The sequence below is a fragment of the Frigoribacterium sp. CFBP 13707 genome (assembly GCF_014842245.1).
Taxonomy (GTDB): domain Bacteria; phylum Actinomycetota; class Actinomycetes; order Actinomycetales; family Microbacteriaceae; genus Frigoribacterium; species Frigoribacterium endophyticum.
Window position 1 is genome coordinate 493,603 of the sequence record NZ_JACYVL010000003.1, and the last position, 26,455, is coordinate 520,057.

General features: G+C 69.1%; 27 protein-coding genes and 1 pseudogene. 10 read left to right on the forward strand and 18 right to left on the reverse strand.

The window, feature by feature from the left end; all coding sequences use genetic code 11:
* The first annotated feature begins 138 nt into the window (after positions 1-138).
* Positions 139-1,161, forward strand: a complete 1,023-nt coding sequence (locus IFT45_RS09245; protein ID WP_056054408.1) for a LacI family DNA-binding transcriptional regulator — start codon at positions 139-141, stop codon at positions 1,159-1,161.
* A 34-nt stretch (positions 1,162-1,195) separates the two neighbouring features.
* On the opposite strand, the gene IFT45_RS09250 is transcribed toward IFT45_RS09245, so the two are convergent.
* Positions 1,196-1,522: a hypothetical protein gene (locus IFT45_RS09250; RefSeq protein WP_192127758.1), complete on the reverse strand. Its 327-nt coding sequence runs from the start codon at positions 1,520-1,522 to the stop codon at positions 1,196-1,198.
* A 108-nt stretch (positions 1,523-1,630) separates the two neighbouring features.
* Here IFT45_RS09250 and IFT45_RS09255 point away from each other — a divergent pair, with 108 nt between their 5' ends.
* The gene (locus IFT45_RS09255; RefSeq protein ID WP_156369925.1) at positions 1,631-1,807 is read left to right on the forward strand and encodes a hypothetical protein; all 177 of its coding nucleotides are present in this window, start codon (positions 1,631-1,633) and stop codon (positions 1,805-1,807) included.
* 189 nt (positions 1,808-1,996) lie between these two features.
* On the opposite strand, the gene IFT45_RS09260 is transcribed toward IFT45_RS09255, so the two are convergent.
* The 4 genes from IFT45_RS09260 to IFT45_RS09275 form a co-directional block, all read right to left on the reverse strand.
* A complete protein-coding gene (locus tag IFT45_RS09260; protein WP_192127760.1) occupies positions 1,997-2,701 on the reverse strand; it encodes a response regulator transcription factor in 705 nt (234 codons plus the stop codon).
* On the reverse strand, positions 2,698-3,885 hold the full coding sequence (locus IFT45_RS17810) for a histidine kinase (RefSeq protein ID WP_192127762.1): 1,188 nt from the start codon (positions 3,883-3,885) through the stop codon (positions 2,698-2,700). The genes IFT45_RS09260 and IFT45_RS17810 overlap by 4 nt, the downstream gene beginning before the upstream one ends.
* A gap of 110 nt (positions 3,886-3,995) precedes the next feature.
* Entirely contained in the window at positions 3,996-6,230 is a 2,235-nt protein-coding gene (locus IFT45_RS09270; protein ID WP_192127763.1) for an MMPL family transporter, read from the reverse strand.
* 334 nt (positions 6,231-6,564) lie between these two features.
* A complete protein-coding gene (locus IFT45_RS09275; protein WP_192127764.1) occupies positions 6,565-7,053 on the reverse strand; it encodes a helix-turn-helix domain-containing protein in 489 nt (162 codons plus the stop codon).
* Between the two features lie 29 nt (positions 7,054-7,082).
* Here IFT45_RS09275 and IFT45_RS09280 point away from each other — a divergent pair, with 29 nt between their 5' ends.
* Positions 7,083-8,114, forward strand: coding sequence for an ABC transporter permease (locus tag IFT45_RS09280; RefSeq protein WP_192127765.1), 1,032 nt, complete (start codon positions 7,083-7,085; stop codon positions 8,112-8,114).
* Positions 8,115-8,163: 49 nt separating this feature from the next.
* On the opposite strand, the gene IFT45_RS09285 is transcribed toward IFT45_RS09280, so the two are convergent.
* From IFT45_RS09285 to IFT45_RS09305, 5 genes are all read right to left on the reverse strand, one after another.
* Positions 8,164-9,057 (reverse strand): 3,4-dioxygenase subunit beta, encoded by an 894-nt coding sequence (locus IFT45_RS09285; RefSeq protein WP_192127766.1) that lies wholly within the window; start codon positions 9,055-9,057, stop codon positions 8,164-8,166.
* A gap of 117 nt (positions 9,058-9,174) precedes the next feature.
* Entirely contained in the window at positions 9,175-10,710 is a 1,536-nt protein-coding gene (locus IFT45_RS09290; RefSeq protein WP_192127767.1) for a mannitol dehydrogenase family protein, read from the reverse strand.
* A 58-nt stretch (positions 10,711-10,768) separates the two neighbouring features.
* Complete coding sequence (locus IFT45_RS09295; RefSeq protein WP_082514337.1) at positions 10,769-11,677, reverse strand: carbohydrate ABC transporter permease; 909 nt, start codon at positions 11,675-11,677, stop codon at positions 10,769-10,771.
* Positions 11,674-12,666, reverse strand: a complete 993-nt coding sequence (locus IFT45_RS09300) for an ABC transporter permease subunit (RefSeq protein WP_192127768.1) — start codon at positions 12,664-12,666, stop codon at positions 11,674-11,676. The genes IFT45_RS09295 and IFT45_RS09300 overlap by 4 nt, the downstream gene beginning before the upstream one ends.
* An 86-nt stretch (positions 12,667-12,752) precedes the next feature.
* Complete coding sequence (locus IFT45_RS09305; RefSeq protein ID WP_192127770.1) at positions 12,753-14,114, reverse strand: sugar ABC transporter substrate-binding protein; 1,362 nt, start codon at positions 14,112-14,114, stop codon at positions 12,753-12,755.
* Positions 14,115-14,278: 164 nt separating this feature from the next.
* Here IFT45_RS09305 and IFT45_RS09310 point away from each other — a divergent pair, with 164 nt between their 5' ends.
* Positions 14,279-15,214 (forward strand): AraC family transcriptional regulator, encoded by a 936-nt coding sequence (locus IFT45_RS09310; protein WP_156369923.1) that lies wholly within the window; start codon positions 14,279-14,281, stop codon positions 15,212-15,214.
* A gap of 45 nt (positions 15,215-15,259) precedes the next feature.
* Here IFT45_RS09310 and IFT45_RS09315 read toward each other — a convergent pair whose 3' ends face one another.
* From IFT45_RS09315 to IFT45_RS17815, 7 genes and pseudogenes are all read right to left on the reverse strand, one after another.
* Positions 15,260-16,216 carry a PfkB family carbohydrate kinase gene (locus IFT45_RS09315; protein ID WP_056054373.1) on the reverse strand — a complete coding sequence of 319 codons (957 nt, stop codon included), beginning with the start codon at positions 16,214-16,216 and terminating at the stop codon, positions 15,260-15,262.
* Positions 16,213-16,776, reverse strand: coding sequence for a zinc-binding dehydrogenase (locus IFT45_RS17135; protein WP_235491208.1), 564 nt, complete (start codon positions 16,774-16,776; stop codon positions 16,213-16,215). Before IFT45_RS17135 ends, IFT45_RS09315 begins: the two co-directional genes overlap by 4 nt.
* Before the next feature lie 87 nt (positions 16,777-16,863).
* A pseudogene (locus IFT45_RS17140) lies at positions 16,864-17,217 on the reverse strand (alcohol dehydrogenase catalytic domain-containing protein); the annotation flags it as partial.
* Between the two features lie 166 nt (positions 17,218-17,383).
* Positions 17,384-17,878 carry a lipocalin-like domain-containing protein gene (locus IFT45_RS09325; RefSeq protein WP_056054366.1) on the reverse strand — a complete coding sequence of 165 codons (495 nt, stop codon included), beginning with the start codon at positions 17,876-17,878 and terminating at the stop codon, positions 17,384-17,386.
* A 14-nt stretch (positions 17,879-17,892) separates the two neighbouring features.
* The gene (locus IFT45_RS09330; protein ID WP_192127773.1) at positions 17,893-18,885 is read right to left on the reverse strand and encodes an aldo/keto reductase; all 993 of its coding nucleotides are present in this window, start codon (positions 18,883-18,885) and stop codon (positions 17,893-17,895) included.
* A 50-nt stretch (positions 18,886-18,935) separates the two neighbouring features.
* Positions 18,936-20,078: a sorbosone dehydrogenase family protein gene (locus IFT45_RS09335; RefSeq protein ID WP_371810934.1), complete on the reverse strand. Its 1,143-nt coding sequence runs from the start codon at positions 20,076-20,078 to the stop codon at positions 18,936-18,938.
* Complete coding sequence (locus IFT45_RS17815) at positions 20,075-20,401, reverse strand: cyclophilin-like fold protein (protein WP_371810935.1); 327 nt, start codon at positions 20,399-20,401, stop codon at positions 20,075-20,077. The genes IFT45_RS09335 and IFT45_RS17815 overlap by 4 nt, the downstream gene beginning before the upstream one ends.
* Positions 20,402-20,618: 217 nt before the next feature.
* Here IFT45_RS17815 and IFT45_RS17490 point away from each other — a divergent pair, with 217 nt between their 5' ends.
* A complete protein-coding gene (locus tag IFT45_RS17490; RefSeq protein ID WP_256431853.1) occupies positions 20,619-20,750 on the forward strand; it encodes a hypothetical protein in 132 nt (43 codons plus the stop codon).
* Here the strand turns inward: IFT45_RS17490 and IFT45_RS09345 are convergent.
* A complete protein-coding gene (locus IFT45_RS09345; RefSeq protein WP_192127777.1) occupies positions 20,737-21,771 on the reverse strand; it encodes a zinc-binding dehydrogenase in 1,035 nt (344 codons plus the stop codon). The genes IFT45_RS17490 and IFT45_RS09345 overlap by 14 nt on opposite strands.
* A 220-nt stretch (positions 21,772-21,991) precedes the next feature.
* Here IFT45_RS09345 and IFT45_RS09350 point away from each other — a divergent pair, with 220 nt between their 5' ends.
* The 5 genes from IFT45_RS09350 to IFT45_RS09370 all read left to right on the forward strand — a co-directional run.
* A complete protein-coding gene (locus IFT45_RS09350) occupies positions 21,992-22,879 on the forward strand; it encodes a helix-turn-helix transcriptional regulator (RefSeq protein WP_056054352.1) in 888 nt (295 codons plus the stop codon).
* Positions 22,880-22,970: 91 nt separating this feature from the next.
* Positions 22,971-24,188: an MFS transporter gene (locus IFT45_RS09355; RefSeq protein WP_371810937.1), complete on the forward strand. Its 1,218-nt coding sequence runs from the start codon at positions 22,971-22,973 to the stop codon at positions 24,186-24,188.
* 78 nt (positions 24,189-24,266) lie between these two features.
* Positions 24,267-25,037, forward strand: a complete 771-nt coding sequence (locus tag IFT45_RS09360) for a glucose 1-dehydrogenase (protein WP_192127779.1) — start codon at positions 24,267-24,269, stop codon at positions 25,035-25,037.
* Positions 25,038-25,141: 104 nt separating this feature from the next.
* Positions 25,142-26,089, forward strand: a complete 948-nt coding sequence (locus IFT45_RS09365) for an NADP-dependent oxidoreductase (RefSeq protein ID WP_192127781.1) — start codon at positions 25,142-25,144, stop codon at positions 26,087-26,089.
* Positions 26,090-26,270: 181 nt separating this feature from the next.
* Positions 26,271-26,455 (forward strand): carboxymuconolactone decarboxylase family protein (locus IFT45_RS09370; RefSeq protein WP_192127783.1); only part of this gene is annotated, 185 nt, incomplete at its 3' end.

Genomic DNA, 26,455 nt, shown 5'->3' on the forward strand with positions numbered 1-26,455 from the left:
CGTGCCGCGGGCCGTGTCGTCGCCACGCGGGAGGTGCGGCCCGCCCCGCCCGCAACCACCCGTCGGCCTACACTCGTCACCGTCGGCGGACGCACGTCGACCGTCGCCCGCCCGGGCGCCGACGACGGAGGGGGCCCGGTGGAGTCGGTCAGCATCCGCGACGTCGCGACCACCGCGGGCGTGTCGGTCGGCACCGTCAGCAACGTGCTGAACCACCCCGACAAGGTCAGCCCCGCCACCGTCGAGCGCGTGCACGCCGCCATCGACGAGCTCGGCTTCGTGCGCAACGACGCGGCGCGCCAGCTGCGCGCCGGGGCCAGCCGGGCCGTCGGCCTGGTGATCCTCGACGGGGCGAACCCGTTCTTCTCCGACGTGGCCCGGGGCGCCGAGACCGCGGCGGAGCGCGCGGGCCGCGTCGTCCTGCTCGGCAACAGCGACCAGCAGGTCGAGCGCGAGGCACACTACCTCGACCTCTTCGAGCAGCACCGCGTGCTCGGCATCCTCATCTCCCCCGTCGGCGACGTCACCGCGAGGCTCGCCCGACTGCGACGCCGGGGCACGCCGGCCGTGCTCGTCGACCGACGGGCCGACCTCACCGACTTCTCCTCCGTCTCCGTCGACGACGTGCGCGGCGGCCAGCTCGCCGTCGAGCACCTCGTCTCGATCGGCCGTCGTCGCCTGGTGGTCGTCGGCGGCCCCCTCGATCTGCAGCAGGTCGCCGACCGCGTCGCGGGGGCCCGGGAGGCGGTGCGCGCCGCGGGCCCGGAGGTCACCCTCGAGGTGGTCGAGGTCCCGGGCCTCACCGTCGAGCACGGCCGGGCGGCGGCGGCGGCCCTCATGGCCAGGCCGGCGGCCGAGCGGCCGGACGGCGTCTTCGCGGCGAACGACCTCGTGGCGATGGGCGTGCTCCAGTCGCTGGTGATGCTCGGCGACCTGCGGGTGCCCGACGACGTCGCCCTCGTGGGCTACGACGACATCGACTTCGCCCAGGCCGCCGTGGTGCCCCTGACGTCGGTGCGCCAGCCCAGCGGCCTGATCGGCCAGACGGCGATGGAGATCCTGCAGGAGGAGATCGACGACCCGACGCGCGAGCCACGGCGCGTCGTCTTCGCTCCCGAGCTCGTCGTGCGGGCCAGCACCGTGGCGGGCGCCTCGGGCTGAGGCGCGCCGGGTGCTGCTCGGGGCCCGGACCTGCTCACCGTTCGAGAGGGACTGCGAGGAGGCGCGCCTCCCGTCGTGCGGGCGCGAACCACCACCCGAGGAAGCCGCCCATGAGCGTCGCCCCGGCCGCCGCCCACGCGGGCGACCCGGAGCGCCGGCGGACGGCGAGCAGGAGTGACGTGCCGACCACGAGGTTCGTCGACGACCACGCGGCGTTCTCGCGGGGCGACGAGAGGCCCACCCCCGGGGGCGTCGCGAACGGGCTGGGGAACTCACGCCGGCGCAGCGCCGCCGCCCCGTGCGGAACGGCGTTCGCGAGGAACGCACCGGCCAGGAAGCGGGTCACCGTGACGACGATCATCGCTCGACCCTAGGCTCGGGGCTCGGGCACCGCGCGCCGAGACCCGGCTGGCCTCGCGTCGCGCACCTCGTCGCTCGCCCCCTGACTCCTCCGACCTGAAGGCCCTCCATGCTGTTCGCGATCACCCTCCTCGTCCTCGGTCTCGTCGGCGTCGTCGGAGGCGCCCTCATCGTCGCGCGGCGGGCGGGCGGCAGCCCGGCCCCGGGCATCGTCATCATCGTGCTGGGTGCGGTGGCGGCCGCGCTGGCGGTGGCGCTGTCGACGCTCCCCGGCGTCCCGGCCTGACACCTCACCCCGCACCGCAGCCGCCGCCCTACCGGCGACGGTGCCGTCCGACGAGACTCCCGAGGAGGGCCAGCCCGCAGACGGTCGGCAGTGGCCTGGACTCGCGCCGAGCACCCTCGGTCGGAAGGCTCGCGAACTCGGCGCCTGGGAACCGAGTGCTCGTGACCAGAAGAACACGGGGTCTCGTCGCTACGGGACGAGCCCGCCCCGGTAGGCGAAGGCCACGAGCTGAGCCCGGTCGCGGGCCTGCAGCTTGGTCATCGCGCGAGACACATGGGTCTTGACCGTGAACGGCGAGACGAACATCTCGGCCGCGATCGTGGCGTTGTCCTTGCCTGCCGCAGCGGCCACGACCACGTCCCTCTCGCGTGGTGTCAACCGGTCGAAGAGCGCCGCGACTGCTGTGTCGACAGCAGGGGGCGTCGCTTCGGAGACCTGCCTGATGAGAGCTGCGGTGGCCCGCGCCGACAGGACTCCCCCGCCCCGTGCCACGTCGACGATGCCCGCGACGAGCTCGGCCGGCCCGACGCCCTTGCTGAGGAACCCGTCCGCACCGGCCCGCAACGCCTCGAGCACCGTCGCGTCGTCGTCGAAGGTGGTGAGGACGATGATCGACGGCCGACCCGGGGAGCCCGCTGAGCCCGCGGCACGGATGCGCCTCGTGGCCTCCACGCCGTCGATGCCCGGCATGCGGACGTCCATCAGGACGACGTCGACCGTCTCCGTGAGCACTCGCTCGACGGCGAGGAGGCCGTCGGCGACGTCATCGACCACCGTCACCTCGTCGCTCGCCTCGAGGATGCCGCGCAGCCCGAGCCGGATCATCAGCTGGTCGTCGACGATCAGCACCCGGACCGGGCCAGGACGTCGGTCGACCCTGGCGTCGTCGTTCATGAGCCGCTCCTCTCGTCCATGGTCACGGTCGCCACGACCCGGAAGACGTCGGGCGTGCGGGACACGACGACGTCGCCTCCTGCACTCCGGGCCCGTTCCGTCATCCCCACGAGACCCAGGCCCCGCCGATCGGCCGGCCGGTCCGGTCCTGGCTCGTGGACCGGGTTCGTCACGTCGATCGTGATCGCCCCGACGCTCGCCGTGACTGACAGGTCGACCGGACCAGCACCGTGCTTCAGCGCGTTCGTGAGGCCCTCCTGCACGATGCGGTAGACCGCGGTGTCCACGGTGACGTCCAGATGATGCGGCAGCTCGCCGAGCTGTACGCGGATGACGAGCCCCGACGCCGAGAACGAGTCGAGCAGGGCGGGAAGCGCCGCGACGCCCGGAGCCGGCCGCCGGTCGTCGTCGTCTGCCGAGGGGCCGGAGGCGCGGAGCAGCGTCAGGATCTCCTGCGTCTCCCGCAGCACCGCCTGCACACCCACCCGTGCGTCGGCGAGTGCGCGGCGTGACGCGTCCGCCCCGTCGGGCAGCCCCACCTCGGCGAGCCCGAGGTGCATGCTCACGACGGCGACCTCGTGCCCCACGACGTCGTGCAGGTCACGGGCGATGCGGACGCGCTCCTCGGCCACTCGACGTTCCGCCTCGACCTCGCGGGTCAGGACGGCCTGCCGGGTCTGCTCCTCGAGCGACCGCCACCAGCGGTGCTGGCTGAGCACGGCGCTGCCGGCGGCGGCCCCGGCGATCGAGGTCATCGCCGCGAGCGTCACTTCAGGGCGACCGAGCTCGAACGACGCGACCAACGCCTCCGACAGGGCTGTCACCGCTCCGGTGAGCAGGCCGGCCACGAGGGGGGAAGCGCCCCGCACGGTGACCGAGAAGACCGTGAAGACGCCGATGGTCCAGAGCGTGATGGGCTCCCAGCCGGACACGGCGGCGACGACCGCGGCGGCGAGCACCACCGCGAGTCCCGCCCACGCGCGGCGGCGGGCGACGAGGACACCCGCCAGCACGACGACCAGGGCGACCCAGCCACCCGCGGGAGCAGGTGCAGCGTCGCCGAGGAGGTGGATCACCTCGCCGACCACCGCGGCCAGCGATACGACGAAGGCGCCGTGGTCGAGCACGGCAGGCCGTCGGAACCAGGCCTCCGGCTGGAGGTACTGCGGGGCGGTGTCGGTCACGGCGCCATCCTCTCGCTTCGGCGGTGCAGGTCGGATCGCACACGGCGGCGGACCGGGCACGACCGCTGTTCGGTCGTCCCGGCCCACAGCCGTCTCACACGGTCACGGGGTCACGCCCGCACGAGCTCGGGGTCGTGCTCGTCGGACGACGTGGCGTCGCGAGAGGCCTCGTCCTGTGCGTCGAGCGCGTGGCCCTCGATGTCGAGGCGGGGCAGGAGGCGGTCGAGCCAGGCCGGAGTCCACCAGGCGGCCTTCCCCAGCAGCGCGAGCGCCGCCGGCATCAGCACGAGCCGGACGAGGAACACGTCCGCGAGCACGCCGACGACGAGGCCGAAGGCGATGGAGGCGGCGACCGCCATCGTGCTGGACGCGAACCCTGCGAAGACCACGGCCATGATGCTGCCCGCCGCCACGAGCACGGGAGCCGACCGGGTGAACCCGGCGACCACCGCCTCCTTCGGGCTCATGCCCTTCGAGTGCATCTCCTGGATGCGCGAGACGAGGAACACCTGGTAGTCCATCGCGAGGCCGAACAGCACCCCGACCAGGAGGATCGGCAGGAGGCTCAGCATCGGGTCGCCCTGCGGCGCGGGGATGAGCGCGTCGAGCCAGCCCCACTGGAAGATCGCGACGCTGCCGCCGAAGGACGCGAGCAGCGACAGGAGGTAGCCGAGGGTCGCGATGACGGGGATGACGAGCGATCGGAAGAGGACCGTCAGGAGCACGAGCGACAGGACGGCGATCAGGATCACGTACTTGATGAGGGCCTGGTTCAGGGCGGCGTCCTCGTTGATGTAGATCGCGGCCTCGCCGGTGACCTCGAGGGTCACGCCCGAGACGGAGGCGTCGTCGCGGACGGCCGAGACGAGGTCGATCGTGCGGTCGTCGATCGGGCTGCCGGTGGGCACGACGCTGTACATCACGGCGTCGCCGTCGTCGGAGACGAGGCCGGGCGAGACCGACTGCACGCCGTCGAGACGGGACAGCTCGGTGGACACCGCCTCGGAGCGGTCGCCGGCGTCGGTGCCCTCGGCGAGGACGACGAGGGGGCTCTGCACGCCGCCGAACTCGTCGAGTACGAGCGTGTAGGCGGCACGCTCTGTCGACTCGGGGTCGGTGCCGCCGGGGACGTTGAAGGCGGTCTTCATGCTGAGGGTCGGCAGGGCGACGAACACGAGGACGGCGACGCCGGCGACCATCGAGAGCACAGGATGTGCGACGACGGTGCGGACCCAGCCGGCGAGGAAGCCCCGACGTGACGGTGTGTCCGCTGCGCGCGCGGTCTCGCGGACGTGACGTTCACGCCGCGGCAGCACTCGGCGTCCGAGGGTGCGCATGAGCACGGGGAGGAGCGTGAGGGCGATGAGGACGGCGATGGCGACAGCCGCGGCGGCGGCGACGCCCATCTCGCTGATGTCGCGCATCCCGACGACGAGCAGCCCGACGAGGGCGACGATGACGGTGAGGCCGGCGAAGACGACGGCGGTGCCGGCGGTGCCGACCGATCTCGCGACGGCGTCCTCGACGCCCCGTCCCTCGCGGAGCTCGGCGCGGAACCTGCTGAGGATGAAGAGGCTGTAGTCGATGCCGACCGCCAGCCCGAGCATGGCGGCGAGGATCAGCGTGTTGTCGCCCATCGGGAAGAAGGCGCCGTAGGTCAGGATGCCGACCACGCCCACGCCGACTCCGAAGGCGGCGACGAGGAGGTTGGCGCCGGCCGCGAGCAGCGAGCCGAAGGTGAGCACGAGCACGAGCAGGGCGGCGATCACGCCGATGCCCTCACCGATGCCCGCCTCGGGGGCCTGCGTCTCGAGCAGGTCGCCGCCGAGCTCGACCCGGAGGTCGCTCGGGGCGGACCGCTGCAGGTCGAGGGCCGCGTCGTACTTCTCGGTCTTGTCGGCAGTGTCGCCGAGGTCGGAGTACGACAGGGTCGCGACGGCCGTGCGGCCGTCCTCGGAGACGAACGGCGCCGCCGGGTCGAGCGGATCGGACACGGAGGTGACACCCGGCAGATCCGTCGCGACGGCGAGGACGTCCCCGATGGCGACCGAGTTCGCGGCGTCCGAGACGGTCGTGCCCGACGGCACCTGGAAGACGAGCTGCAGCGTGTCCGCAGCCGCGTCGGTCTCGGTGTCGGTCGCGGGGAACTCGTCGTGCAACCGGTCGAGGGTCTGCGCGGCCGCGGTGGACGACGACGCGGACCGCTCGGCCTCGGCCGGTGCGTCGCGCTGGGAGCCGATCGCGAAGGCGGCTACGAGGGCGGCGAAGACGACCAGCCACACGCCGGCGACGAGCAGCCGGTGCCGGGCGCTGAAGCGTCCGATCCGGGAGAGGAACAGGGACATGGCGGACTCCTTGACGAGAGGGCTGTGGGGACCGCGGCAGGGACGCCTCGGGATGTCCCCATGGTTCCGCGGACGGCCCCCGGTGCCGTCGTCCCTCCGGACCGATGTGCCTACTCCCCCGGGAGTAGGCCGGCACCACGAACGCATTCACCGATCAGCGAGTCATGCGCTGCCGCTCACGACCTTCCGCTGTGGTCCTGGCCGAACTCGACGACATTCTCGCTTCGGGGAGGTGATGGCGCTCATGCTCGACGAGAGCCTCCTCAGGCTGCGTCGCTGATACAGGTCAGACCACCGTTCTGCCGTCGACGGCACCGGCGAGGCCGGCGAGACCTCACAGGTTCACGTCGAGCCGCCCCGGCGCTTCTGTCTCCGCGGCAGTGGACAGGGTTCCTGGCACTAATGCCCGCCCGCATGCCCGGCAGTGCAGTTCTGCCACGAATTCATGACCGCAGTCGTCATGGACGATCTCCAGGCGTTGCATGTACGGGTCGCCGTAGAGGTCGCCCCATTTCTTCAGGACGAGGATCACCTGAGCCAGATCGCGCCCCTTCGAGGTGAGTTCGTAGCCCGCCGGGCGACCCTCGCCAGGGACGGCCCGCACGACGCCCGCGTCGGTCAGCGACCGCAACCGGGCGGCGAGTACGTCGCGGGGTGAGCCCACGGCCCGCAGGATCGCCGTGTAGCGAGCGGCACCGAAGGCGAGCGCCCGGACGATGTGCAATGACCAGCGATCGTCCACAGCTGCCAGGGCGAACGTCAATGAATCACCCTGCGGTTTGCTTTTCAAACCGCTTGGCTTAGAGTCGTCGAGGTTTGACATTCAAACCACACTAGTGGAGGAGCCCACCCATGTCGGCTGACACATCCGCCCCCATCGAGAGACCCACGGCGCGGGAGATGCCGGGGCAGACCACGAAGCACGCGGCGTGGATCTCAGTCGTGGTCACCGGACTCGTCATCGGCACCGTGTTCATCAGCTTGTTCGTCGGGCTGCAACGTGCCCCCGTGCCGTCACACCTGCCCCTCGCCGTCACCGGAACGACTCTCGCGGCTGCCGCACGCGACGCGCTCGGTGACAGAGCGGACGTGTCCGCGGTCGACAGCGAAGCCGAGGGGCTGGCCTCAGTTCGGCGCGGCGACACTGTGGCCTCGCTGAGCGTCTCCGACGGATCACTCCACGTCGCGTACGCCGGCGCTCGAGGCCTCAGCGAGAGCTCGGCTGCCCGAGCTCTCGCGACAGGGCTCGCCGAGTCGTCGGGCCTGGAAGTCAGCGAAGATGACGTCGTGCCGCTCAGTCCGTTCGACAGCAAGGGCCTCGTGTCGTTCTACGTGACCTTCGGAGTCGCATTGGCTTCCTTCATCCTCGGCCAGGGACTCACCGGAGCGGCTGGCCGTGTCCGCCTGCGGCACCGCCTGCTCGTCACGGCAGCCTTCGCCGTCGTCATCGGCAGCGTCGCTGCGACGGTCGTCGGCACGATGTACGACGCCCTGCCAGCCCCGTGGCCTCTCCTCGCGGTGACTCTCGTACTGCTGTCCGCCGCGTGTGCGCTGACGACCGAAGCCCTCGGGGCTTGGCTCGGAGCCGCGGGCATCGGCATCGCCGTCCTGCTCCTCACGACCACCGGCAACGCGCTCAGCAGCGCCACCATCGGCCAAGATCTGCTGCCCTCGTGGGCTCAGTTCTTGTCTCCAGCCCTTCCGGCGGGAGCTGCCGTTCGAGCCGTCACGGACTTCGGGTACTTCGCCCCGTCCGACGCGCTGACGTCCCTCCTCGTCCTCGTCGGCTGGGCCGCCGTCGGGCTCGCGCTCATCACCGTCAAGGCCTCTCGAACTCGCCGTCGCGCTGTTGCACACACCCCGGCACACGTCGCTGGGTCGTGACACCCCCGGATGCGGAGGGCTGCGGGGGTCCTGACGTTCGCACGCAGTGTCAGCGTGCGCCGAGACGCACCTCGAGTGCCGCGCTCAACCCGCCTCCGGGGCTGCCGGTGACGTTCGCCGTCTGGAGAGCTGCAGAGTCGTCGCCGAAGACGATGTCGGTCGCGAGGGAGAGCTGGTCCAGGTTCTCGAGAGATCCCTCGTAGGAGGCCTGCCCGTAGACCTCTCGGCTGATGCTCTCGGGCAGCGCGAGCTGGGACGTCAGGACGGGGTCTTGTGACCCTGTCACCGACTCGAGTCGGGGGTAGACCTCGAAATGGACGTGCGGCCAGCGTCCGGGGTAACAACCGGGGAATACCGAGGCGAAGGTGGCCGTGCCCGAGGAGTCGACCTGTTGGACCCCGCGAAGGTACGTCTCGGTCTCGAGGCCGGGCGAGTACATCGAGTAGCCCCCTCGGGAATCGCACTGCCACACGTAGACCGCCGCATCACTGACGGGAAGGCCGCCGTTGCCCGCGTCGGTGATGGTCAGCGCGATGACGAGCGGCACTCCAGCTACTGCGCGTCCACCCCCGATGCTGGAGGTGATGTCCTGCCGGACGATCCCGGAACGATCGAGGACGTCGATGCCGTTCGACCCGTCGCCCGGAAAGGGCCCCGCGATCTCTTCCGGAGTGTCCAGCATGCTGGAGCCTCCGATGGGCGGCTGTGACGACGATGGCGAGCCCTGTGCTGTACAGGCTGCGAGGGCGAATGCGCCGGCGCCGAGGCCCAGGAGCTTGATGGCGCGACGCCTGTTGATCACGGTGGTGACGTCGAAGGCGGCCCCCTGATCGACGACCTCGTCGTGAGGCCGCGCCAATGGGCGTCCTTCGAACGTCTGCCCTTGTGACGTGGTCTCGGGCTGGGGGATGAGCCCCGCGGGCTCACCGGCAGGCTTCGTCATGTGGCCCACGGTAAGGCGCTGACCTCGGCGGCAACCAGGCCCTGTCGGGACCACCCTCGCGCCCGGTGACCTGGAGGGCGAGGTGCAGCTGCGCCTCGGGAAGCATCGTGGACTCGGTCACTGCAAGCGTGTCACGGTCGAGTGCGCCCCGTCCTCGAGGAGCCCGGTGAGCGCGTCGAGGTAAGGCTCAGTGAAGCGGGGTTCGTCCACGAGGTCGCCGAAGAGCTCGCGATCACGGAGGAAGGCGAGCCTGTCAGCGCGCTGGCTCAGGGCTGTGGTCGTCAGCCGGTCGGCCAGTCGGTCAACGACCGTGATGGGTTCGCCGTGCTCGTCGGTGCCCTCGGCGTAGCGGGCCCAGCTCGCGACGATCGCGGCCGACCGAGCCACGTCACCTCCCGACGCGATGTTCTCGCGCACGACCGGCAGCAGCCATCTGGGGATGCGGTCGCTCGACTCGGCGCAGAGCCGGGCGAGGGTGTCCCGTACCTCGGGGTTGCGGAAGCGCTCGATCAGTGTCGACTTGTAGCCGTCGAGGTCGATGCCGGGAACGGGCGGGAGCGTGGGCGTGGCCTCGCGGTCCATGTAGCTGCGGAGGAAGGTCGCGATCGCTGGGTCGGCAGTCGCCTCGTGGGCGTAGCGGTAGCCCGACAGGTAGCCGAAGTAGCACAGGCCCTGGTGGCTGGCGTTGAGCAGCCGCAGCTTCATGAGCTCGTACGGTTCGACGTCGTCCACCAGTTGCACGTCGACGTGCTCGTACGGCGGCCTCCCGAGGGGGAAGTCGTCCTCGAGCACCCACTGGAAGAACGGCTCGGCCACCACTGGCCACGCATCATCGACGCCCAGCACGTCGCGCACCTCGGCCAGGTCGTCGTCGCTCGTGACCGGGGTGATCCGGTCGACCATGCAGTTCGGGAACGAGACGGACTCGCGCATCCAGGCGCCGAGGTCCGGGTCGACGAGGTCGGCGTAGGCCGAGAACATCTTCTTCGCCACGTGTCCGTTGCCGGGGATGTTGTCGCACGACATGACGGTGAACGGCTCCATGCCCCGCTCGCGGCGACGCTGCAGGGCCGCCGCGACGAGACCGAACGTCGTGTGCGGCAGTCCGCCTGAGACGACCGTCTCGACGTCGGCGCGGACGACCGGGGTCGACTCATCGAAGTCGCCCGTCACGTGGTGGAAGTTGTAGCCGCCCTCGGTCACGGTCAGCGAGACGATCCGGGTCTCGGGCGACGCCATCTTCTCGATGACCCCCTCGGGGTCGTCGACGGCCAGCAGGTACTCGACGATGCTGCCGACGACGCGGGCTTCACGTCGGCCGTCCGGGTGCTTGAGGACGAGCGTGTAGAGGCCGCCCTGGGCGTCCATCACCTCTTTCATGCGACGGTCCTGCTCGAGCACACCGACGCCGCAGATCGCGAAGTCGCGCGCTTCGCCCGCCGCGAGGAGGCGGTCGATCACCATCGCCTGGTGGGCCCGGTGGAACCCGCCCACGCCGAAGTGCACGATGCCGGCCGTGAGCCCCTCCCGGTCGTAGGTCGGCACCGAGACACCACGCGCCGCGAGGGCGGCGAGGGTGTCCGGCCGGAGGGGCAGGGGCTCACGTGCGGCGTGGGAGCCGGGAACAGGGCTCTCGTGGTTGTCGTTCGTCATGATCTCTCCGTGAGACGGGGGTGCAGGTGGAGGCGCGGAGCGGGCTGGCGTGGACGAGCTACTTCACGGCGCCGAGGCTGAGGCCCTGCACGAGCTTGTCCTGTGCCGCGAAGCCGGCGACCAACACCGGGAACGACACAGCGACGGCGGCTGCGCAGACCTTCGCGAGGAACAGGCCCTGACTGGTGACGAAGCTGGTGAGGAACACCGGCGCCGTGAACGCCTGGGTGCTGGTGAGCACGGAGGCGAACAGCAGCTCGTTCCAGCTGAAGATGAAGCAGATCAGTGCTGTCGCCGCGAGGCCCGGTCCGGAGATCGGGATGATGACACGGCGGAAGATCGACAGGAGGTTCGCGCCGTCGAGCGCAGCGGCCTCGAGGATCTCAACGGGGATCTCTGAGAGGAACGACCGCATCATCCACACCGCGATGGGGAGGTTCATCGACGTGTAGAGCACGATCAGCAGCCCGATCGAGTCCAGGGCGCCGATGCGAGAGGCGATGAGGTAGATCGGGAGCAGCCCGGCGACCATCGGCAGCATCTTCGTCGAGAGGAAGAAGAACATGACGTCCGACCACTTCTCCACGGGACGGATCGACAGGGCGTACGCGGCGGGCAGTGCCAGCACGAGCACGAGCAGGGTCGAGATGATCGACGCGGAGGCGCTGTTGATCAGCGGCGGCCAGGGGCCGGCACCCGAGTTCGCGCCGAAGAAGTTCGCGTAGCCATCGAGGGTGAGAGGCGCGAAGAGCGAGGGCGGGTTCGTGGCCGCGTCGGTCTCGGAGTGGAAGCTCGTCAGCACCATCCAGGCCACCGGGGCGAAGAAGGCCAAGCCGACGATCCAGGCTGCGAGGCCCGCCAAGCCCCCGCGGGCCCGGCTTCCGAGCGTGCGTCCCGCCGTGGCTCCCGGGGCCGATGAGGCTCGGACCGAACGGGCAGCGCGGCGTGGGGTGGTGAGGGTGGTCATCGGTTCTCCTCCTTGAGAAGCGTGGACACGGTGCGGAGCGCGAAGTTGGCGATGATGAGCGAGCCGATGACGACGATGACGCCTGCCGCGGATGCTGCGCCGTAGTCGTGCGCCTGGAAGAACTGTTGGTAGATCGTGTACGGCAGGTTCGCGGTGCCGAGCCCGCCGGCGGTGATCGTGAAGACGGCGTCGAAGTTCTGGACGATGTAGATCGACCCGAGCAGCGCTGCCAGCTCCAGGTAGCGCTGCATGTGGGGAAGCGTCATGTAGCGGAAGATCTGCCAGGCGCTGGCGCCGTCGACGCGTGCAGCCTCGAGCACGTCGAGGGGTCTGCTCTGAAGGCCTGCGAGCAAGATCAGCATCATGAACGGAGTCCACTGCCAGATCAGTGCCGCCTCGACCGCGATCAGCGGGTTGTTCGTGATCCAGTCGGGCTGCGGCGCGGTGGCGCCGAAGAGGCCGAAGAACCAGGTGAGCGCGCCGTTGAACAGGCCGTACTCGGGGTTGTAGAGCGCGTGCTTCCAGACCAGTGCCGCAGCGACGGGCACCACGAGGAACGGCGCGATCATGATCGTGCGCACGACCCCGCGACCGAGGAACTTCCGGTCGAGCAGGAGCGCGATCAGGAGCCCGAACATGAGGCTGACGAGAACAACGGCCACGGTCAGGACGATGGTGGTGACGACGGAGGCGCGCATGGTCGCGTCGGTGAAGACGTTGACGTAGTTGTCGAACCAGCCGAAGGCGATGTCGTTCGGGTAGAGCGAGTTCCAGTTGATGAACGACACCACGATGGTGATGACGAACGGCACCTGGGTGACTGCGATGACGAAGATCAAGGCAGGGAGCAGCGGTGCGCGACGTGCCCAGGCGCCGGCCTTGGCGAGTCGGGCTGCGTCTCGGCGCGGCTGCCGGAAGCGGGGCGCCGTGGGGCGCGGTTCCGCCGGGGTCGGCGTACGGCCGACGGATGGGGCGTGTGTCGATGTCACTGGACGTCCTCGTCTCTGGTGGGCACGATGTCGTGGCAGGAGGGTGCGCAGGGGGCGACGGCGTGTGGCCGCCGCCCCCTTCGTTGTCACTCCTGGTACTTCTCGGCGACCTTCTCGGCAAGTTGCTGGCCCTCGGCGACGGCATCCGTCACGGATGTCTGCCCGGCGATGGCAGCGCTGATCTCCTGGGAGGCCTGGGTCGCCATGTCGGCGAACTCGGGGATCGCCACGAACTGGATCCCCGGGGCCGGGCGGGGCTGCACACCCGGGTCGTCCGGGTCGGCGGTCGTGATGGCGTCCTCGGTCTGCTGGTAGAACGCCCCGGCGGATGCCTGGTAGTCGGCATTGTCGTAGGTGCTGGCGCGCTTGCCGGCGGGGACGCTCGACCAGCCGATCTTCTCGCCCACGAGCTGCTCGTACTCCTTGCTCGATGCCCACGCGATGAACTCGGCTGCGGCGTCCTGGTTCTTGCCGGCCTTCTGGATGCCCCAGGCCCACGAGTACAGCCAGCCGGAGCTGGCGGTCTCCTTCACCGGCGCTGCGACGTAGCCGAGCTTGCCCTTGACGGGCGAGTCGTCGGCCTCGAGGCTGCCCGCTGCGGCCGTGGAGTCGTACCACATGGCCACGTTTCCCTGCTGCAGGTTGTTGAGGCACTCGGTGTAGCCGGCCTGGGCGGCACCGTTCTCTCCGTGCTCTCTCACGAGGTCGACGTAGAACTGCACGGCCTCGGTGAACTCGGGGCTGTCCGCCTGAGCGGTCCAGTCCTCGTCGAACCACGTGCCACCGAAGGTGTTCACGACACTGGTCAGCGGGGCGTACACCTGCCCCCAGCCGGGCTGTCCCCGGAGGCAGATGCCCTTCATGCCGTCCTCTGCTCCGTCGACCTCGGCCGCGAGCTCGGCGACCTGGTCCCACGTGGGCTTGTCGGGCATCGTCAGCCCGGCCGCGTCGAAGACGTCCTTGCGGTACATGAGGAACGAGCTCTCCCCGTAGAAGGGCTCGGCGTACAGCTTGCCGTCTGCCGCGGTGAGGGACTTCGTCATGGGCTCGAGGATGTCGCCCTGATCGAACTCCGCGCTGGCGGCGACGGTGTCGTCGAGAGGCGTCAGCCACCCGTTCGTGGCGTAGAAGGGGACCTCGTAGTTGCTGATGCTCGCGACGTCGTACTGGCCGGCCTGGCTGGAGAATTCCTGGCTGATCTTGGCGCGGACGTCGTTCTCTGGCAGCACTGTGTAGTTGACCTTGATGCCGGTGTCGGCCGTGAAGGCATCGGCGGTCAGTTTCTGCAGGTCGACCATCTGGGGGTTGTTGACCATGAGGACGTTGACCTCTTGGTCTCCCCCGTCGGCCCCCGTCGATCCGCCTGCGCCGCCGCACGCCGCGAGGGCCATGGCCATGATCGAGGCACCGGCCACTGTCGTGGCGATGCGCCTGTGTCGTCTGTTCATCGGAAGGACTCCTTCGTTCTCCGGGCGGGTACCCACCGCCGTGGTGAGCCCTGGGGCGATGCCGCTGCTGCGAGGCGCCGTCCGGGCACGAGTCTGACTTCATGACGGAACACGAACTAGCGCGCCCACCTCCGAGAACTGGTACGAATTTGTATGCTGTCGCCATGGATGCACATGGCCCTGGATCGGACACGGCGACGATGCTCGCTGAGCGCCTGACCGGGATGCGAGCGGCGAGGGAGATCATCACGGCCGACCCGGACCGGTCGGTGCGGTGGGCTCAGCACGACTACCCGAGCCCTGTGGCTAGGTGGAATTACCATCCGGAGTACGAGATCCACTTGATCCGCTCTGGCACTGGCCGATTCATCGTCGGTGACCATGTCGGTACGTTCGAGGCCGGCCACGTCTCCCTCATCGGGTCTGGCCTGCCACACGACTGGGTGAGCGACCTGGCCGATGGCGAAGCCCTCGTTAACCGCGACGCCGTCATCCAGATCGACCCGGCGTGGATCACCCAGGGTTCAGCTGTGATGCCGGAGCTTCGGGAGGTGCAGCCGCTCCTCCTAGCGTCCTCAAGGGGGATCGAATTCACCGGCGAGTCCGCCGTTCGAGCCGCGGCCCTCATCGAGAAGGTGGGAGTCACGAACGGTCTGGACCGACTGCGACACGTGTTCGAGTTGCTCACCGTGCTGGCTCGGTCACCTCACGAAGAACGGCTCCTTCTGGCGACCGAGTTCTTCCAGCCGCAGCTGGACGATCGCGCCGCCGCGATCGTTGACGTCGTTCTCGAGTACGCCTTCGCCGGGCACACGGGCGAGATCAGCATGGCTGAGGCTGCTGCCACCGTCGGCATGTCCGACGCCACGTTCTCGAAGTACTTCAAGCGTGCGACAGGTCAGAACTTCAGCGAGCTGGTGCGCAAGCTCCGCGTTGCGCACGCCAGTCGCCTTCTCCTCGAGACCGACCTCCCTGTGGCGACGATCTGCTTCGACGTGGGGTTCACGAATCTCTCGAACTTCAACCGGCAGTTCCTCCGTGAGAAGGGCTTGACCCCGAGGCAATTCCGCAACGGACTCAGTAAGGGCGACGAGGCGTGAGAGGGCTCCGCTGCGTTGTCGACTTCGACATGACACCGGTGCGCGTCACCGGAGGTCGCGAGCCCAGGGGAGATCGGCGCCGGCCCTGGAGACGGTGATGGCAGCGCAGCGGGTGGCGAGATCGGCCAGGCGACTCAGGACGCCCTCAGGCCAGTGGTCGGCGCTGCGCATCCGAACGAGGTCGAGGGCGCCGGACGACCGGGCGCCGGCGATGCCGTGAACGAGGGCGGCCATGAAGGAGTCCCCAGCGCCCACGGTGTCCACGACCTGGACGAGAGGGGGCACGGTGTGCCTGCGATCGGCATGGGTCGCGACGAGTGCCCCCTCACGACCACGAGTGAGCACCACCAAGCTCGGGCCCAGCTCCAAGATTCGGGTCACGACGTCCTCCGGGGAAAGGGAAAACCCGAACAAGGCAGCAGCGTCCTCGTCGCTCAGCTTCACGACGTCGGAGACCGTGGCGAAGCGCTCGAATGAGCGGGCCACATCGTCGGCTGCGGTGCCCAGGCCGAGCCGGACGTTGGGGTCGAACGTGACCACCGCCTCCTCGTGTTGCTCCATGAGGAGAGTGAAGGCAGTGTTCGCGCCCGGCATGAGGTGGGTCGCGATCGATCCGGCGTGGACGACGGCGGCAGGGCCGGGGACGGACACCGGTGCGATGTCCCACTCGATGTCGAACTCGTAGGATGCTGCCCCGCCGAGTCCGAGCACCGCCGTCGCCGTCGACGTGTGACCTGAGACGGGGGCCTGGCTCCAGACTTCCACGCCCGAGCGGACGAGGTGCTGATCGATGAGGGTGCCCGCGTCGTCCTGGGCGTAAGACGTCACGAACCGCACCGGGGATCCGAGCCTGGCGGCACCCGCCGCGACGTTCAGGGGTGATCCCCCGGCGTGTCGCCTCGGTTGGCCGTGTCGGGGCACCACGACGTCGATGAGCGACTCGCCGATGACGAGGACGTCACCCGGCCCCAGGGCACGAGACTCCCTGTCCGCTGCCGTCACGCGCGAGGGTCGACGACGGCCTTGAGGGATCGTGCCTCGCGCCTCGCTAGTGTGAGCGCGGCCTGCGTCTCAGCGATGCCGAACCGGTGCGTGATGACCCTGTCGACGTCGACGCCCCCCGACGCGATCAACTGCAGGGCCGTCGGGTAGGTGTTGGCGTAGCGGAAGATGCCCTGGAGAGTGAGCTCCTTCCCCTGGACGAGCGGCACGTTGATCGTGGCCTCGTCCGCGCCCATGCCCACGAGGACGGCACGGCCCGCGGAGGCGAGCGCCTCCAGGCCTGAGGCCAGCGCGGGAGCCGCACCAGAGCACTCGAGCAGGACGTCGAACTCTCCCTCGAGCGCCTCGCCCGCCCGGGTCGCGGTGAAACCTAGATCGCGAGCAGTGTCGAGCCGGAACTCGCTCACGTCGGTGACGGTGACCTGTGTTGCTCCGAAGCCGCGGGCGACCTGGGCGGCGAGCAGACCGATCGGCCCGGCCCCGGTGACCAGGACGCGGTCGCCGGCAGTCACCTCGGCCTTGCGGCACGCCCACACCCCCACCGACACCGGCTCCGCCATCGCTGCCTTCTCAGCGCTCAGGCCATGAGGGACGACGTGGGCGAACTCGGCGTCGATGACGACGTAGCGCGCGATCGAGCCATCGACCGGTGGCGTCGCGAAGAACTGGACGAACGGGCAGAGGTTGTATCGCCCGAGACGGCACTGCTCACAGTGACGGCACGGGACTCCTGGCTCGAGGGCGACAGTCTGGCCGATGCGTTCAGGCGAGACGTCCGTACCGACGCCGACGATGACTCCGGCCGACTCGTGGCCCACGACCATCGGTGCCTCCACGACGTACCGGCCGATCCGACCAGCCTCGAAGTAGTGGACGTCGGACCCGCAGATCCCGACGGCGTGGATCTCCACGAGGACTTCATGGGTCGCCGGCACGGGTGTCGGGCGCTCCTCGATACGGAGGTCACCGGCTGCGTAGAGGACGGCTGACGAATTGGACATCTCGGGCTCCTTTGCTCGGGGTGAGGCAGTGTTCGGTCCCACAGGATCCCGAGGTTACGGAGCACGGGCAAGGACGACTAGCTCACGCTCCCGCTCTGACTGGTACGAATTTGCCACCCTGCCCAACTGCAGTCGTCTCGTCCGTCGGTGGCCAGCAGGCTGGAGGTCAGCCCTGTCGCTCGTAGGTGGCCCGGAATCCCTCCGTGGGGTCCGTCGGGGTCAGGACGAGCGTGTCACCGTCGATGTCGAAGTCCCGGGCGAGGCTCTGCCCGATGAGGTCTCGGGCGAGTGCGGACTCGACCTCGACGGTGAAGGAGTCGTCGTCGACGAGCGTGACCTCGCCGTAGAAGGCCTCGTACCCGTTGACGGTGTAGGGGCCGTCGGGAGCTGCGGTGTCGGGGTTCGCTGCCTGGACGGCCATGGTGCCGGCATCGGTGAAGATCACCTGGCCGCCGTAGGGGATCTCGGCCAGGTCGCCGTCTGTTCCGACTTCCAGGGAGGTCATCTCCCATTCACCGGTCAAGCTGCTCGTCGGGGCCGTCGCTGAGGTCGTCACGGTCGCGTCGCCGGCGTCCGCGGTGGTCGAGGTGCACCCGGTGACCGCCGCGCCGACGGCGATGAGGGCGAGAGCGATGCTCGTGGTCCGGTGGGTGGTGTTCATGTGGTGCCTTTCGATCAGATGTCGGTCTGCGCTTCGAGGAAGTCGGGGTAGCGGGCTCCGACGACCGCTGAGTCGTCGGAGAGGGACGTGAGGCGCCGCGTCTGGGCGTCGGTGAGGGTGATGTCCGACGCTCCGAGGTTCTCCTCGAGGCGGTGGACCTTCGTCGTACCGGGGATGGGGATGATGAACGGCTCCCGGGCGAGCAGCCACGCGAGGGCTACCTGGGCCGGCGTGGCGCCGTGTTCGGCCGCGATGCCCTTGACGACGTCGACCAGCTGGAGGTTGTGCTCGATGACGTCGGCGCCGAAACGCGGGATGCTGCCCCGGAGGTCGCCGTCGGCGAAGGAGCTGGACGCGGTGATGGTGCCGGTGAGGAACCCCTTCCCGAGGGGGCTGTACGGCACGAACGCGATGCCGAGTTCATTGCACGCCGCGAGGACGCCGTTGTCGGGTCGACGCCACCAGAGCGAGTACTCGCTCTGCACCGCAGCGAGGGGCAGCACGGCGTGGGCTCGGCGGATGGTGCTCTCGGAGGCCTCAGAGAGCCCGTAGCGGTGGACCTTCCCGGCGTCGACGAGCTGCGACACCGCGCCGGCGTACTCCTCGACAGGGATGTCCGGGTTGATCCGGTGCTGGTAGTAGAGGTCGAGCCGTTCGACGCCGAGACGTCGGAGGGAACCCTCGGCGGCCTCCGCGACCTCGTCGGGCCGCAGCAGCCGCCCCCGGGGTTCCCGGGTGACAGGGTCGATGGCCATGGCGAACTTGGTGGCGATGACGACGTCGTCGGGTCGATCGGCGAGGGCCTCTCCGAGGAGCTCTTCGTTGGAGTGCGGCCCGTAGACCTCTGCCGTGTCGAACAGGGTCACCCCGCGGTCGACGGCTCCGCGGAGAAGCTCCACCATGTCGCGACGCTCGGCTGCAGCACCGTAGCCGCCGGTCATCGTCATGCAGCCGAGGCCGAGGGGGGACACGGCGGGGCCACCGGCTCCCAATGTGCGAGGGATCATGAGTCGCTCTTTTCGTGGATAGGAGGGGACGTGGCGGGCAGGCGCCGTCGTCAGAGGGTGAGCGGGACTCGGAGGAGCTTGTCGTCGCCGTCCCGTGGGGTGCCTTGGCTGTTCGTGTTCCCGGTGAGGAACCAGAGGTTCCCGTCGGGGCCTTCGGTGACGGCTCGGATGCGACCGAACTCACCCTCGTAGTAGTCGGTGGCTGTGGTGGGGTCAGCGACCGGGACTGCCCGCAGGACTTCGCCGCGGAGGTTCGCGATGAACACCGTGTCGGCGGTGACCGTGATGCCGCTCGGGCTGGCGTCGGCGGGTGACCATTGCTGGACGGGGTCGATGTAGTCCTCTCCCCCGGAGAAGCCCTCGGCCTCGGGCCAGCCGTAGTTGCCGCCAGCTTCGATGATGTTCAGTTCGTCCCAGGTGTTCTGACCGAACTCGCTGGCGAACATGGTCCCGTCGGCCGCCCACCCGAGCCCTTGGACATTGCGGTGGCCGAGGCTGTAGACCACTGATCCGGGGAAGGGGTTGTCGGCGGGGACGGACCCGTCGGCGTTCATGCGCAGGATCTTCCCGGAGAGCGAATCGGGGTCCTGGCTGGCTGAGCTCTGTCCGGCGTCGCCGACGCCGGCGTAGAGCATCCCGTCGGGGCCGAAGGCGATCCGGCCTCCGTTGTGGTACCCGGCGGACGCGATCCCGTCGATGATCGACTCGCCTGGTCCGAGTTCGAGGGACCCGGCCTCGCCCGTCAGGGTGTACCGCTCGATGCGGTTCCCTTCCTCCCCGGTCGAGTAGACGTACAGGCGATCGTCCTCCCCGACAGCGAGACCGAGGAGACCCCCTTCGCCATCGGGCTGCACGCCGGGAACCGTCCCGACGACGCGGGTCTCACCCGTCGATGTCAGCTCGAGGACTCGGCCCGAGTCCCGTTCACTGACCAGGGGTGTGCCTCGGAGGAAGGCGATCGACCACGGTGCCTCGAGACCTGATGCCATCTGGGTGGGGGCGTCGGCGACGAGGGGGGCGGTAGGGGACGCGCCCGAGGTGGCAGAGGACGAGGGAGGTCGGTCCATGCCGGAACCGGTGCTGGTGCAGGCGCTGAACACGGCCGATGCGAGGACACCTGCGGCGGCTACAGCCACGACGGCCCTCACGGTCTTGCGTGTCGTCGCTCTTCCCGGCGACGTTCCGTTCGTCACGGGACGACCTCGATGGTCACGTCGGTGTCGTCGAACGCCGCGAGCTGGTCCGGTGTGGCGTCGTAGCTGCCGATGTGGATCGTCTTCTCGGAGTAGTCGATTCCGGAGGCGTCGTAGTAGAAGCCGATGTTGCCCCAGGGTGTGAAGTAGATGAGATCGCCGTCCTCGGGATCGGAGCCCGGAGACCCTTCGACGATGAGTCCGGGTGAGGGGTAGCCGATCTTCTCGCGGCCGGCGAACTCCTCGAGGCGCAGGGTCGTCGGCAGCCGGGTCAGGAGATCCCGGGTGGTGGGGTTGTCTTCCTCGAGCGTCACGTCGACCACGCTGCCTCCGCCGCTGAACCTGATGACGGTCCCGACGACCTCGCGAGGGGCTTCGGGCTCTGGGGTAGGGCCTGCCTCAGGAGCCGGTCGGGCAGTGCCAGCGGCCGAGGGTTCCGCCGCAGGCGTGGATGCGCCGGCAGGTTCCGGGGTCTGTCCCGTGGCGCTCGAGCATCCGGTGAGGACACCGATGCTGGCGGTCGTGAGAAGGAGTGCCGACGTGACCTGGGCGGGACGTCGTCCGTGGGTGGAGGTGGGCGGGGCCATGGAGATGTTCCTGTCGTTCATCGTGCTGGACGGCGGGTGGGTGGGCATCTGGTCAGTCCCGCCCGGGGAGGTCAGGGACGGATGAGGACCTTCAGTGCTTCGCGGTCGTCCATGAGGCGGTACGCCTCGGCGATGTCGTCGAGGGGCATCTCGCGGTCGAAGACACGGCCAGGATCGATGCTTCCGTCGAGGACCTGGGGCAGGACCTGCTCGAGGTAAGCGCGGACAGTCGCGGGGCCGCCGGTGAGGGTGACGTTCTTTCCGAACAGGGACGCCATGCCGACCGCCGCCTCTTCGTACTGGGGAACGCCGACACGGCTGATGGTTCCTCCGGCACGGACGATCTTGTACGCCTGCTCGTACGCCGGCATGTGACCGACGGCCTCGAGCACGACGTGCGAGCCCTCGCCTCCGGTGATCTCCATGACCTTCGCGACGCCCTCGTCGCCGCGCTCAGCGACGACGTGCGTGGCCCCGAACTCGCGCCCGAGGTCGGTGCGGGACGTGTGACGGCCCATCAGGATGATCGTCTCCGTACCGAGCTGCTTCGACGCGAGGACAGCGGAGAGGCCGACGGCGCCGTCGCCGATGACGGTGACGGTCTTCCCGTGCTCGACATCGCCGCGGATCGCGGCGTGGTAGCCGGTGAGGTACACGTCGGACAAGGTCAGCAGGCTCGGCATGAGCGCTTCGTCGGTTCCCTCGGGGATGACGACGGCGGTTCCGTCGGCCTGGGGGACGATCAGCTTCTCGGCCTGGGTGGCTGAGGCCGCACCGTCGAAGAAGCCGCCGTGGATGCACGCCGTCGTGATGCCGTCCTGACAGAACGGGCAGGTTCCGTCGGACCAGGCGAAGGGCACGATGACCGTGTCGCCGACCGACAGGGTGCGAACGTCTTCGCCGATCTCCTCGACGACACCGATGGCCTCGTGGCCCATGCGGCGGCCCTCGGGGGTGTCCCCGAGGTCGTGGTAGGGGTGCAGATCGGACCCGCAGACGCAGGCGTAGGTGACGCGGATGAGCGCCTCGGTGGGCTGCTGGATGACGGGGTCAGGAACCTCCACCACTCGGACGTCGCCGGACTTGTACATCACGGTGGCCTTCATTGGGGCTCCTTCTCAGATCAGTTGCGGAGAGGCAGTACGCGCTGCGCAGGCCCCAGTCACAGGGCGATGCGGGTCAGCGGGGTTCTTCCCGGAGACGCTAAGCCGTCGCTGGAGAAGCTGACAGGCCCGGTCAGAACCCCCTTGGTGCTCGGCCCTCTCGGCGGAACGGGGGTCCCGTCAGGGCCTGGCTGGCGAAGGACATCAGTCGTAGCGTCACGGCATGGACAATCGAGCTGAGGTACGGGAGTTCCTCTCGTCACGCCGTGCACGACTGAGCCCCGACGCGCCGGGCATCATCAGCGTCGGCGGTCGCCGCCGGGTACCGGGCCTGCGGCGTGAGGAAGTCGCCCGTCTCGCCGGTGTCAGTGTCGACTACTACACCAGGGTCGAACGCGGCAGCCTCAGTGGGGTCTCTGACAGCGTGCTCGACAGCATCGCTCGGGCACTGGAGATGGATCAGGCCGAACAGGACCACCTGTACGACCTCGCCCGTGCCGCAGCGCCCACCCGTCGCCGCCCCACGTCGAGCCCTGAGCAGAAGATCGCAGCCTCCCCTCTTCAGCACATGCTGGATGCGATGACCGGTTCGGTCGCCATGATCACGAACACCCGCATGGATCTCGTCGCAGCCAACGCCCTCGGATTCGCCCTGTACTCGGAGATGTACCGTGGCTCACTCCGGCCGGCGAACCACTCCCGGTTCATCTTCCTCGACCCTCGGGCACACGAGTTCTACCCGGACTGGGAGCGCGCGGCGAACGTCAACGTCGCCATCCTCCGACGGGATGCAGGACGCGACCCCCATGACGCCGGCATCGCAGCCCTCGTCGGGGAGCTCTCCATCCGAAGTGACGACTTCCGTACCCGGTGGGCTGCACACGATGTTCGGCGGCACTACTCCGGTGCGAAGCAGTTCCGGCACCCGGTCGTGGGGCTCCTCGAGCTCGACTTCCACGCCATGGACCTGCAGGACTCCCCCGGCCACTCCCTCACCGTCTACACCGCTGCCCCCGGCAGCGAGTCCGACCAAGGACTGCAGCTGCTCGCCTCCTGGGCTGCGACGGAATGCATCGCCGAACGCGCCCGGAGCACCGAACACGCGGTCTGACCCGGCAGCCCCTTCCCGGTCTTCTCCTCGGACCCGACACTTTCCGACTCCTCGTGATCTCAGGCTGCTTCACCGCGCCCGAAAGGACTTCGTGACCACTCCGACCGCATCCGTCCCGATCGGTGTCCCTGCCTCACAGGACGCTGGCGGGCCTTCACCGAGGCTGCCTCTGTTCTCCCTCATCGTCCTCGCCACGACCGGGTTCATCCTCGTGGCCATGGAGACGATGCCCGCCGGGCTGCTACCGCAGATCGCCAGCGGACTGGACACCGGCGAAGGCACCGTGGGCCTGCTCATCAGCGCCTACGCGCTCGGCACCGTCATCGCCACTGTCCCTGCGATCACCCTGACCCGGGGCGTCCGTCGCCGACGGTTGCTCGCCGTCGCCCTCGTCGGTCTCATCGTGGCCAATGCCGTCACCGCCGTGGCACCGACGGTGATCGTCGCCCTCGTCGCTCGTTTCGTCGCCGGAGCATTCTCGGGAACCATCTGGGGCATGCTCGCCGCCTACGGGCGCCGCATCAGCCCGACGAACCAGGCCGGGCGCTCTCTCGCGATCGTCTCCGCCGGAGCCCCCGTCGGTTTCGCCTTCGGCACACCCCTGGGCTCGTGGATCGGAACGACCTTCGACTGGCGGTGGTCCTTCGGCGGTCTCAGCATCCTCGGGGCCGTCGTCTTGGTCCTGGTGCTCACCGTCGTCTCCGACGCCGAACCGGCACCAGCGACATCGCGCCTGCCCCTCACCCGAGTGATCAGGATCCCCGGGGTCGCAATGATCCTGGCCGTCATCGCGACGTGGATGATCGCTCACAACACCCTGTACACCTACATCGCGCCCTACCTCCGGACCGGCGGTTCAGGCCTCGGTGTCGACCTCACCCTGCTCGTCTACGGCGTCTCCTCGATCGGCGGCATCATCATCACCGGCGCCCTCCTCGACCGACACCCGCGACCACTGCTGCACGGCAGCCTCGCGGTCTTCGTCGGCGTAGGCGTGGTGCTCCTCGTCAGCCACGCGTCAGCATCGGCCGTTCTCGTCGCCGCCGTGCTCTGGGGCCTGACCTTCGGCGGCGCCGCAGCGCAGCTCCAAGCAGCCCTCACAACAGCTGGCGGCGACAACGCCGATGTCGCCAACTCGTTCCTGCCCGTGGCGTTCAACATCGCGATCTTCGCCGCCGGGATCGTCGGCGCCGGCCTGCTGACCCGAGCCGACGGCCTCATCCTCCCCGTCGTCCTGATCATCTTCGGGACCATCGCGTTCGGTCTCACCCTCATCGGTCGCAGGAACGCCTTCCCCGCCGAGCTCTGACCCTCCATCCACCGCCCTCGACGCACAGCGCCGCGGCATCCTCACCACCCATCCCCCCGACTCCTCAAGGAGACAATCATGAGCTTCACCACCCCCCGATTTACGGACAAGGTCGCGTTCGTCACCGGCGCCGCGGGCGGCATCGGCCGCGCCACCGCCCTCGCCTACGCCGCAGAAGGCGCCCGCGTCGCCGTCGCCGACCTCCCCGGTGCCGGCCACCACGACACCGCCTTGATGATCACCGCAGCAGGCGGCACCACGACGGCCATCGATCTCGACGTCTCCGACGCCGCTCAGGTCGTCGCTGCCCTCGACCACGTCGTCTCTTTCTGGGGCCGTCTCGACGTCGCCTTCAACAACGCCGGCGTCGAACAGACCCAGACCCCCACCGCCGACCTCGACGACGCCGAGTTCGATCGGATCATGAGCGTCGACGTGCGCGGCGTGTACCTCTGCATGAAGCACGAGATCCGGCACATGAAGACCTCCGGAGGAGGCGCCATCGTCAACACCTCCTCGGGAGCAGGCGTCATGGGCATCTCGGGTCAAGCCGCCTACGCCGCCGCGAAGCACGCTGTCATCGGACTCAGCAAGTCCACCGCCCTGGAGTACGTCGCAAACGGCATCCGGGTCAACGTCGTCGCCCCCGGGATGATCGACACGAAGATGATCGAACGCCTCACCGGAGGGACCGACGACGGCTACGCAGACGTCATCTCCCAGGAGCCCATCGGCCGACTCGGCAAGCCCGAAGAGATCGCCTCGGCCGTTCTCTGGCTCACCTCCGACGACGGCGGCTTCGCCGTCGGTCACACCCTCGTCGTCGATGGCGGCCAGACCATCGGCTGAGCCACTGGATGCGGAGTCAAGCCAGGTACCCCTGGCTGCACCCCGTCCCTGTGAACCTACGACGGACGCCTCGCCCTCGAGGAGCGGAGCGAAGAAGGAGAGTCATGCGCGCAATCGGTGTGAGGCACTACGGCGGTCCAGAGGAGCTGATGGCAGTCGATCTGCCCGAGCCACACGCGGGCCCGGGCCAGGTCCGAATCCGAGTCCATGCGGCCGCGGTGAATCCGGTCGACGCCATCATTCGCAGCGGATCGTTCCAGGGCAATGACGGCGAGATCACCTCCGCGGTCGTTCCCGGCACGGACGTGTCCGGTGTCATCGATGAGGTCGGATCGGATCTTCCGGAGAGCATGACACTTCTGGTAGGTGACGAGGTGGTGGGTTTCGTCGCTCCATCAGGCTCGCACGGCGGGTACAGCGAATTCGTTGTTCTGCCAGCAGAATCGTTGGTTGCGCTGCCCACTCGAGGTGACCATGTCTCGGGGGCCGCTTTCTTGTCCAATGCCCTGACTGCCGAGATGGCCCTAGAAGGGCTCCACCTGGAACCTGGCTCGGTTCTCGCGGTCACGGGCGCCACGGGGGCGGTCGGCGGGTATCTCGTCGAGTTGGCTTCGGCGCGGGGAGTGACCGTCATCGCTGATGCCCGCCCGGAAGAGCACGCGATCGTCCGCGCGTTCGGGGCTCACCATGTCGTGGATCGTGATGCGAATTTTGGTGCAGAAGTCAGGAAACTCACCGATGGAAAGGGAGCCGACGCTCTCGCTGATCCGGCGGCTCGTGGGGCTGCCGCCTTCGAGGCGGTCGCCGATGGTGGGCAACTCGCACTGTTCTTGCCAGCTGATCTCGAGCCGAGGCGAGGTGTTCGTGTCTTCCAGTCCTACGTCATGAGGTCGAACCGTCGCCATGACGCCATCGAGGCTCTTGCCGGTCGGGTCGGTCGCGGGGAACTCACCGTCCGCGTCGCCGACACGCTCCCCGCGGACCAGGCCAGTACCGCTCATCGCCGGATGGAAGCCGGCGGTCTTCGCGGCCGCCTCATCCTGACCTTCTGATGTGCCGCCTGGCTCCTCATGAACAAGTCCTCACGGAGAACGAGACCTTCTGACCAGACGGCCCTGATGCCCGGCAAAGGGTGCCACGTCAGGGCCTCCCTCGGGCGGCGCGTCGGGTGTTCCGTGGACGACAGGACCGCGACGCGCGGCCCTCCACGACACGACGGACAGGAGCACCACCATGGCCGACCAGCCGATCCAGATCGGGGGCGGGCGCCGCACGTTCGGGGACTTCGCCCCCAAGCTCGCCGCCCTCACCGACGACGTCCTCTTCGAGGACGTCTGGAACCGCCCCGAGCTCTCCGCCCGGGATCGCAGCCTCGTCACCGTCGCCGTCCTCGCCGCCGGCGGGCACACGGGGCAGCT

Coding starts and splice junctions, on each gene's coding strand:
- IFT45_RS09280 (WP_192127765.1), top strand. CDS start 7,083: ATGTCGGCTGACACATCCGCCCCCATCGAGAGACCCACGGCGCGGGAG.
- IFT45_RS09290 (WP_192127767.1), bottom strand. CDS start 10,710: ATGACGAACGACAACCACGAGAGCCCTGTTCCCGGCTCCCACGCCGCA.
- IFT45_RS09285 (WP_192127766.1), bottom strand. CDS start 9,057: ATGACGAAGCCTGCCGGTGAGCCCGCGGGGCTCATCCCCCAGCCCGAG.
- IFT45_RS09325 (WP_056054366.1), bottom strand. CDS start 17,878: ATGAACACCACCCACCGGACCACGAGCATCGCTCTCGCCCTCATCGCC.
- IFT45_RS09350 (WP_056054352.1), top strand. CDS start 21,992: ATGGACAATCGAGCTGAGGTACGGGAGTTCCTCTCGTCACGCCGTGCA.
- IFT45_RS09295 (WP_082514337.1), bottom strand. CDS start 11,677: ATGACCACCCTCACCACCCCACGCCGCGCTGCCCGTTCGGTCCGAGCC.
- IFT45_RS09345 (WP_192127777.1), bottom strand. CDS start 21,771: ATGAAGGCCACCGTGATGTACAAGTCCGGCGACGTCCGAGTGGTGGAG.
- IFT45_RS09330 (WP_192127773.1), bottom strand. CDS start 18,885: ATGATCCCTCGCACATTGGGAGCCGGTGGCCCCGCCGTGTCCCCCCTC.
- IFT45_RS09255 (WP_156369925.1), top strand. CDS start 1,631: ATGCTGTTCGCGATCACCCTCCTCGTCCTCGGTCTCGTCGGCGTCGTC.
- IFT45_RS09365 (WP_192127781.1), top strand. CDS start 25,142: ATGCGCGCAATCGGTGTGAGGCACTACGGCGGTCCAGAGGAGCTGATG.
- IFT45_RS09270 (WP_192127763.1), bottom strand. CDS start 6,230: ATGTCCCTGTTCCTCTCCCGGATCGGACGCTTCAGCGCCCGGCACCGG.
- IFT45_RS09275 (WP_192127764.1), bottom strand. CDS start 7,053: ATGTCAAACCTCGACGACTCTAAGCCAAGCGGTTTGAAAAGCAAACCG.
- IFT45_RS09310 (WP_156369923.1), top strand. CDS start 14,279: ATGGATGCACATGGCCCTGGATCGGACACGGCGACGATGCTCGCTGAG.
- IFT45_RS09305 (WP_192127770.1), bottom strand. CDS start 14,114: ATGAACAGACGACACAGGCGCATCGCCACGACAGTGGCCGGTGCCTCG.
- IFT45_RS09360 (WP_192127779.1), top strand. CDS start 24,267: ATGAGCTTCACCACCCCCCGATTTACGGACAAGGTCGCGTTCGTCACC.
- IFT45_RS09250 (WP_192127758.1), bottom strand. CDS start 1,522: ATGATCGTCGTCACGGTGACCCGCTTCCTGGCCGGTGCGTTCCTCGCG.
- IFT45_RS09260 (WP_192127760.1), bottom strand. CDS start 2,701: ATGAACGACGACGCCAGGGTCGACCGACGTCCTGGCCCGGTCCGGGTG.
- IFT45_RS17135 (WP_235491208.1), bottom strand. CDS start 16,776: ATGGCGGAGCCGGTGTCGGTGGGGGTGTGGGCGTGCCGCAAGGCCGAG.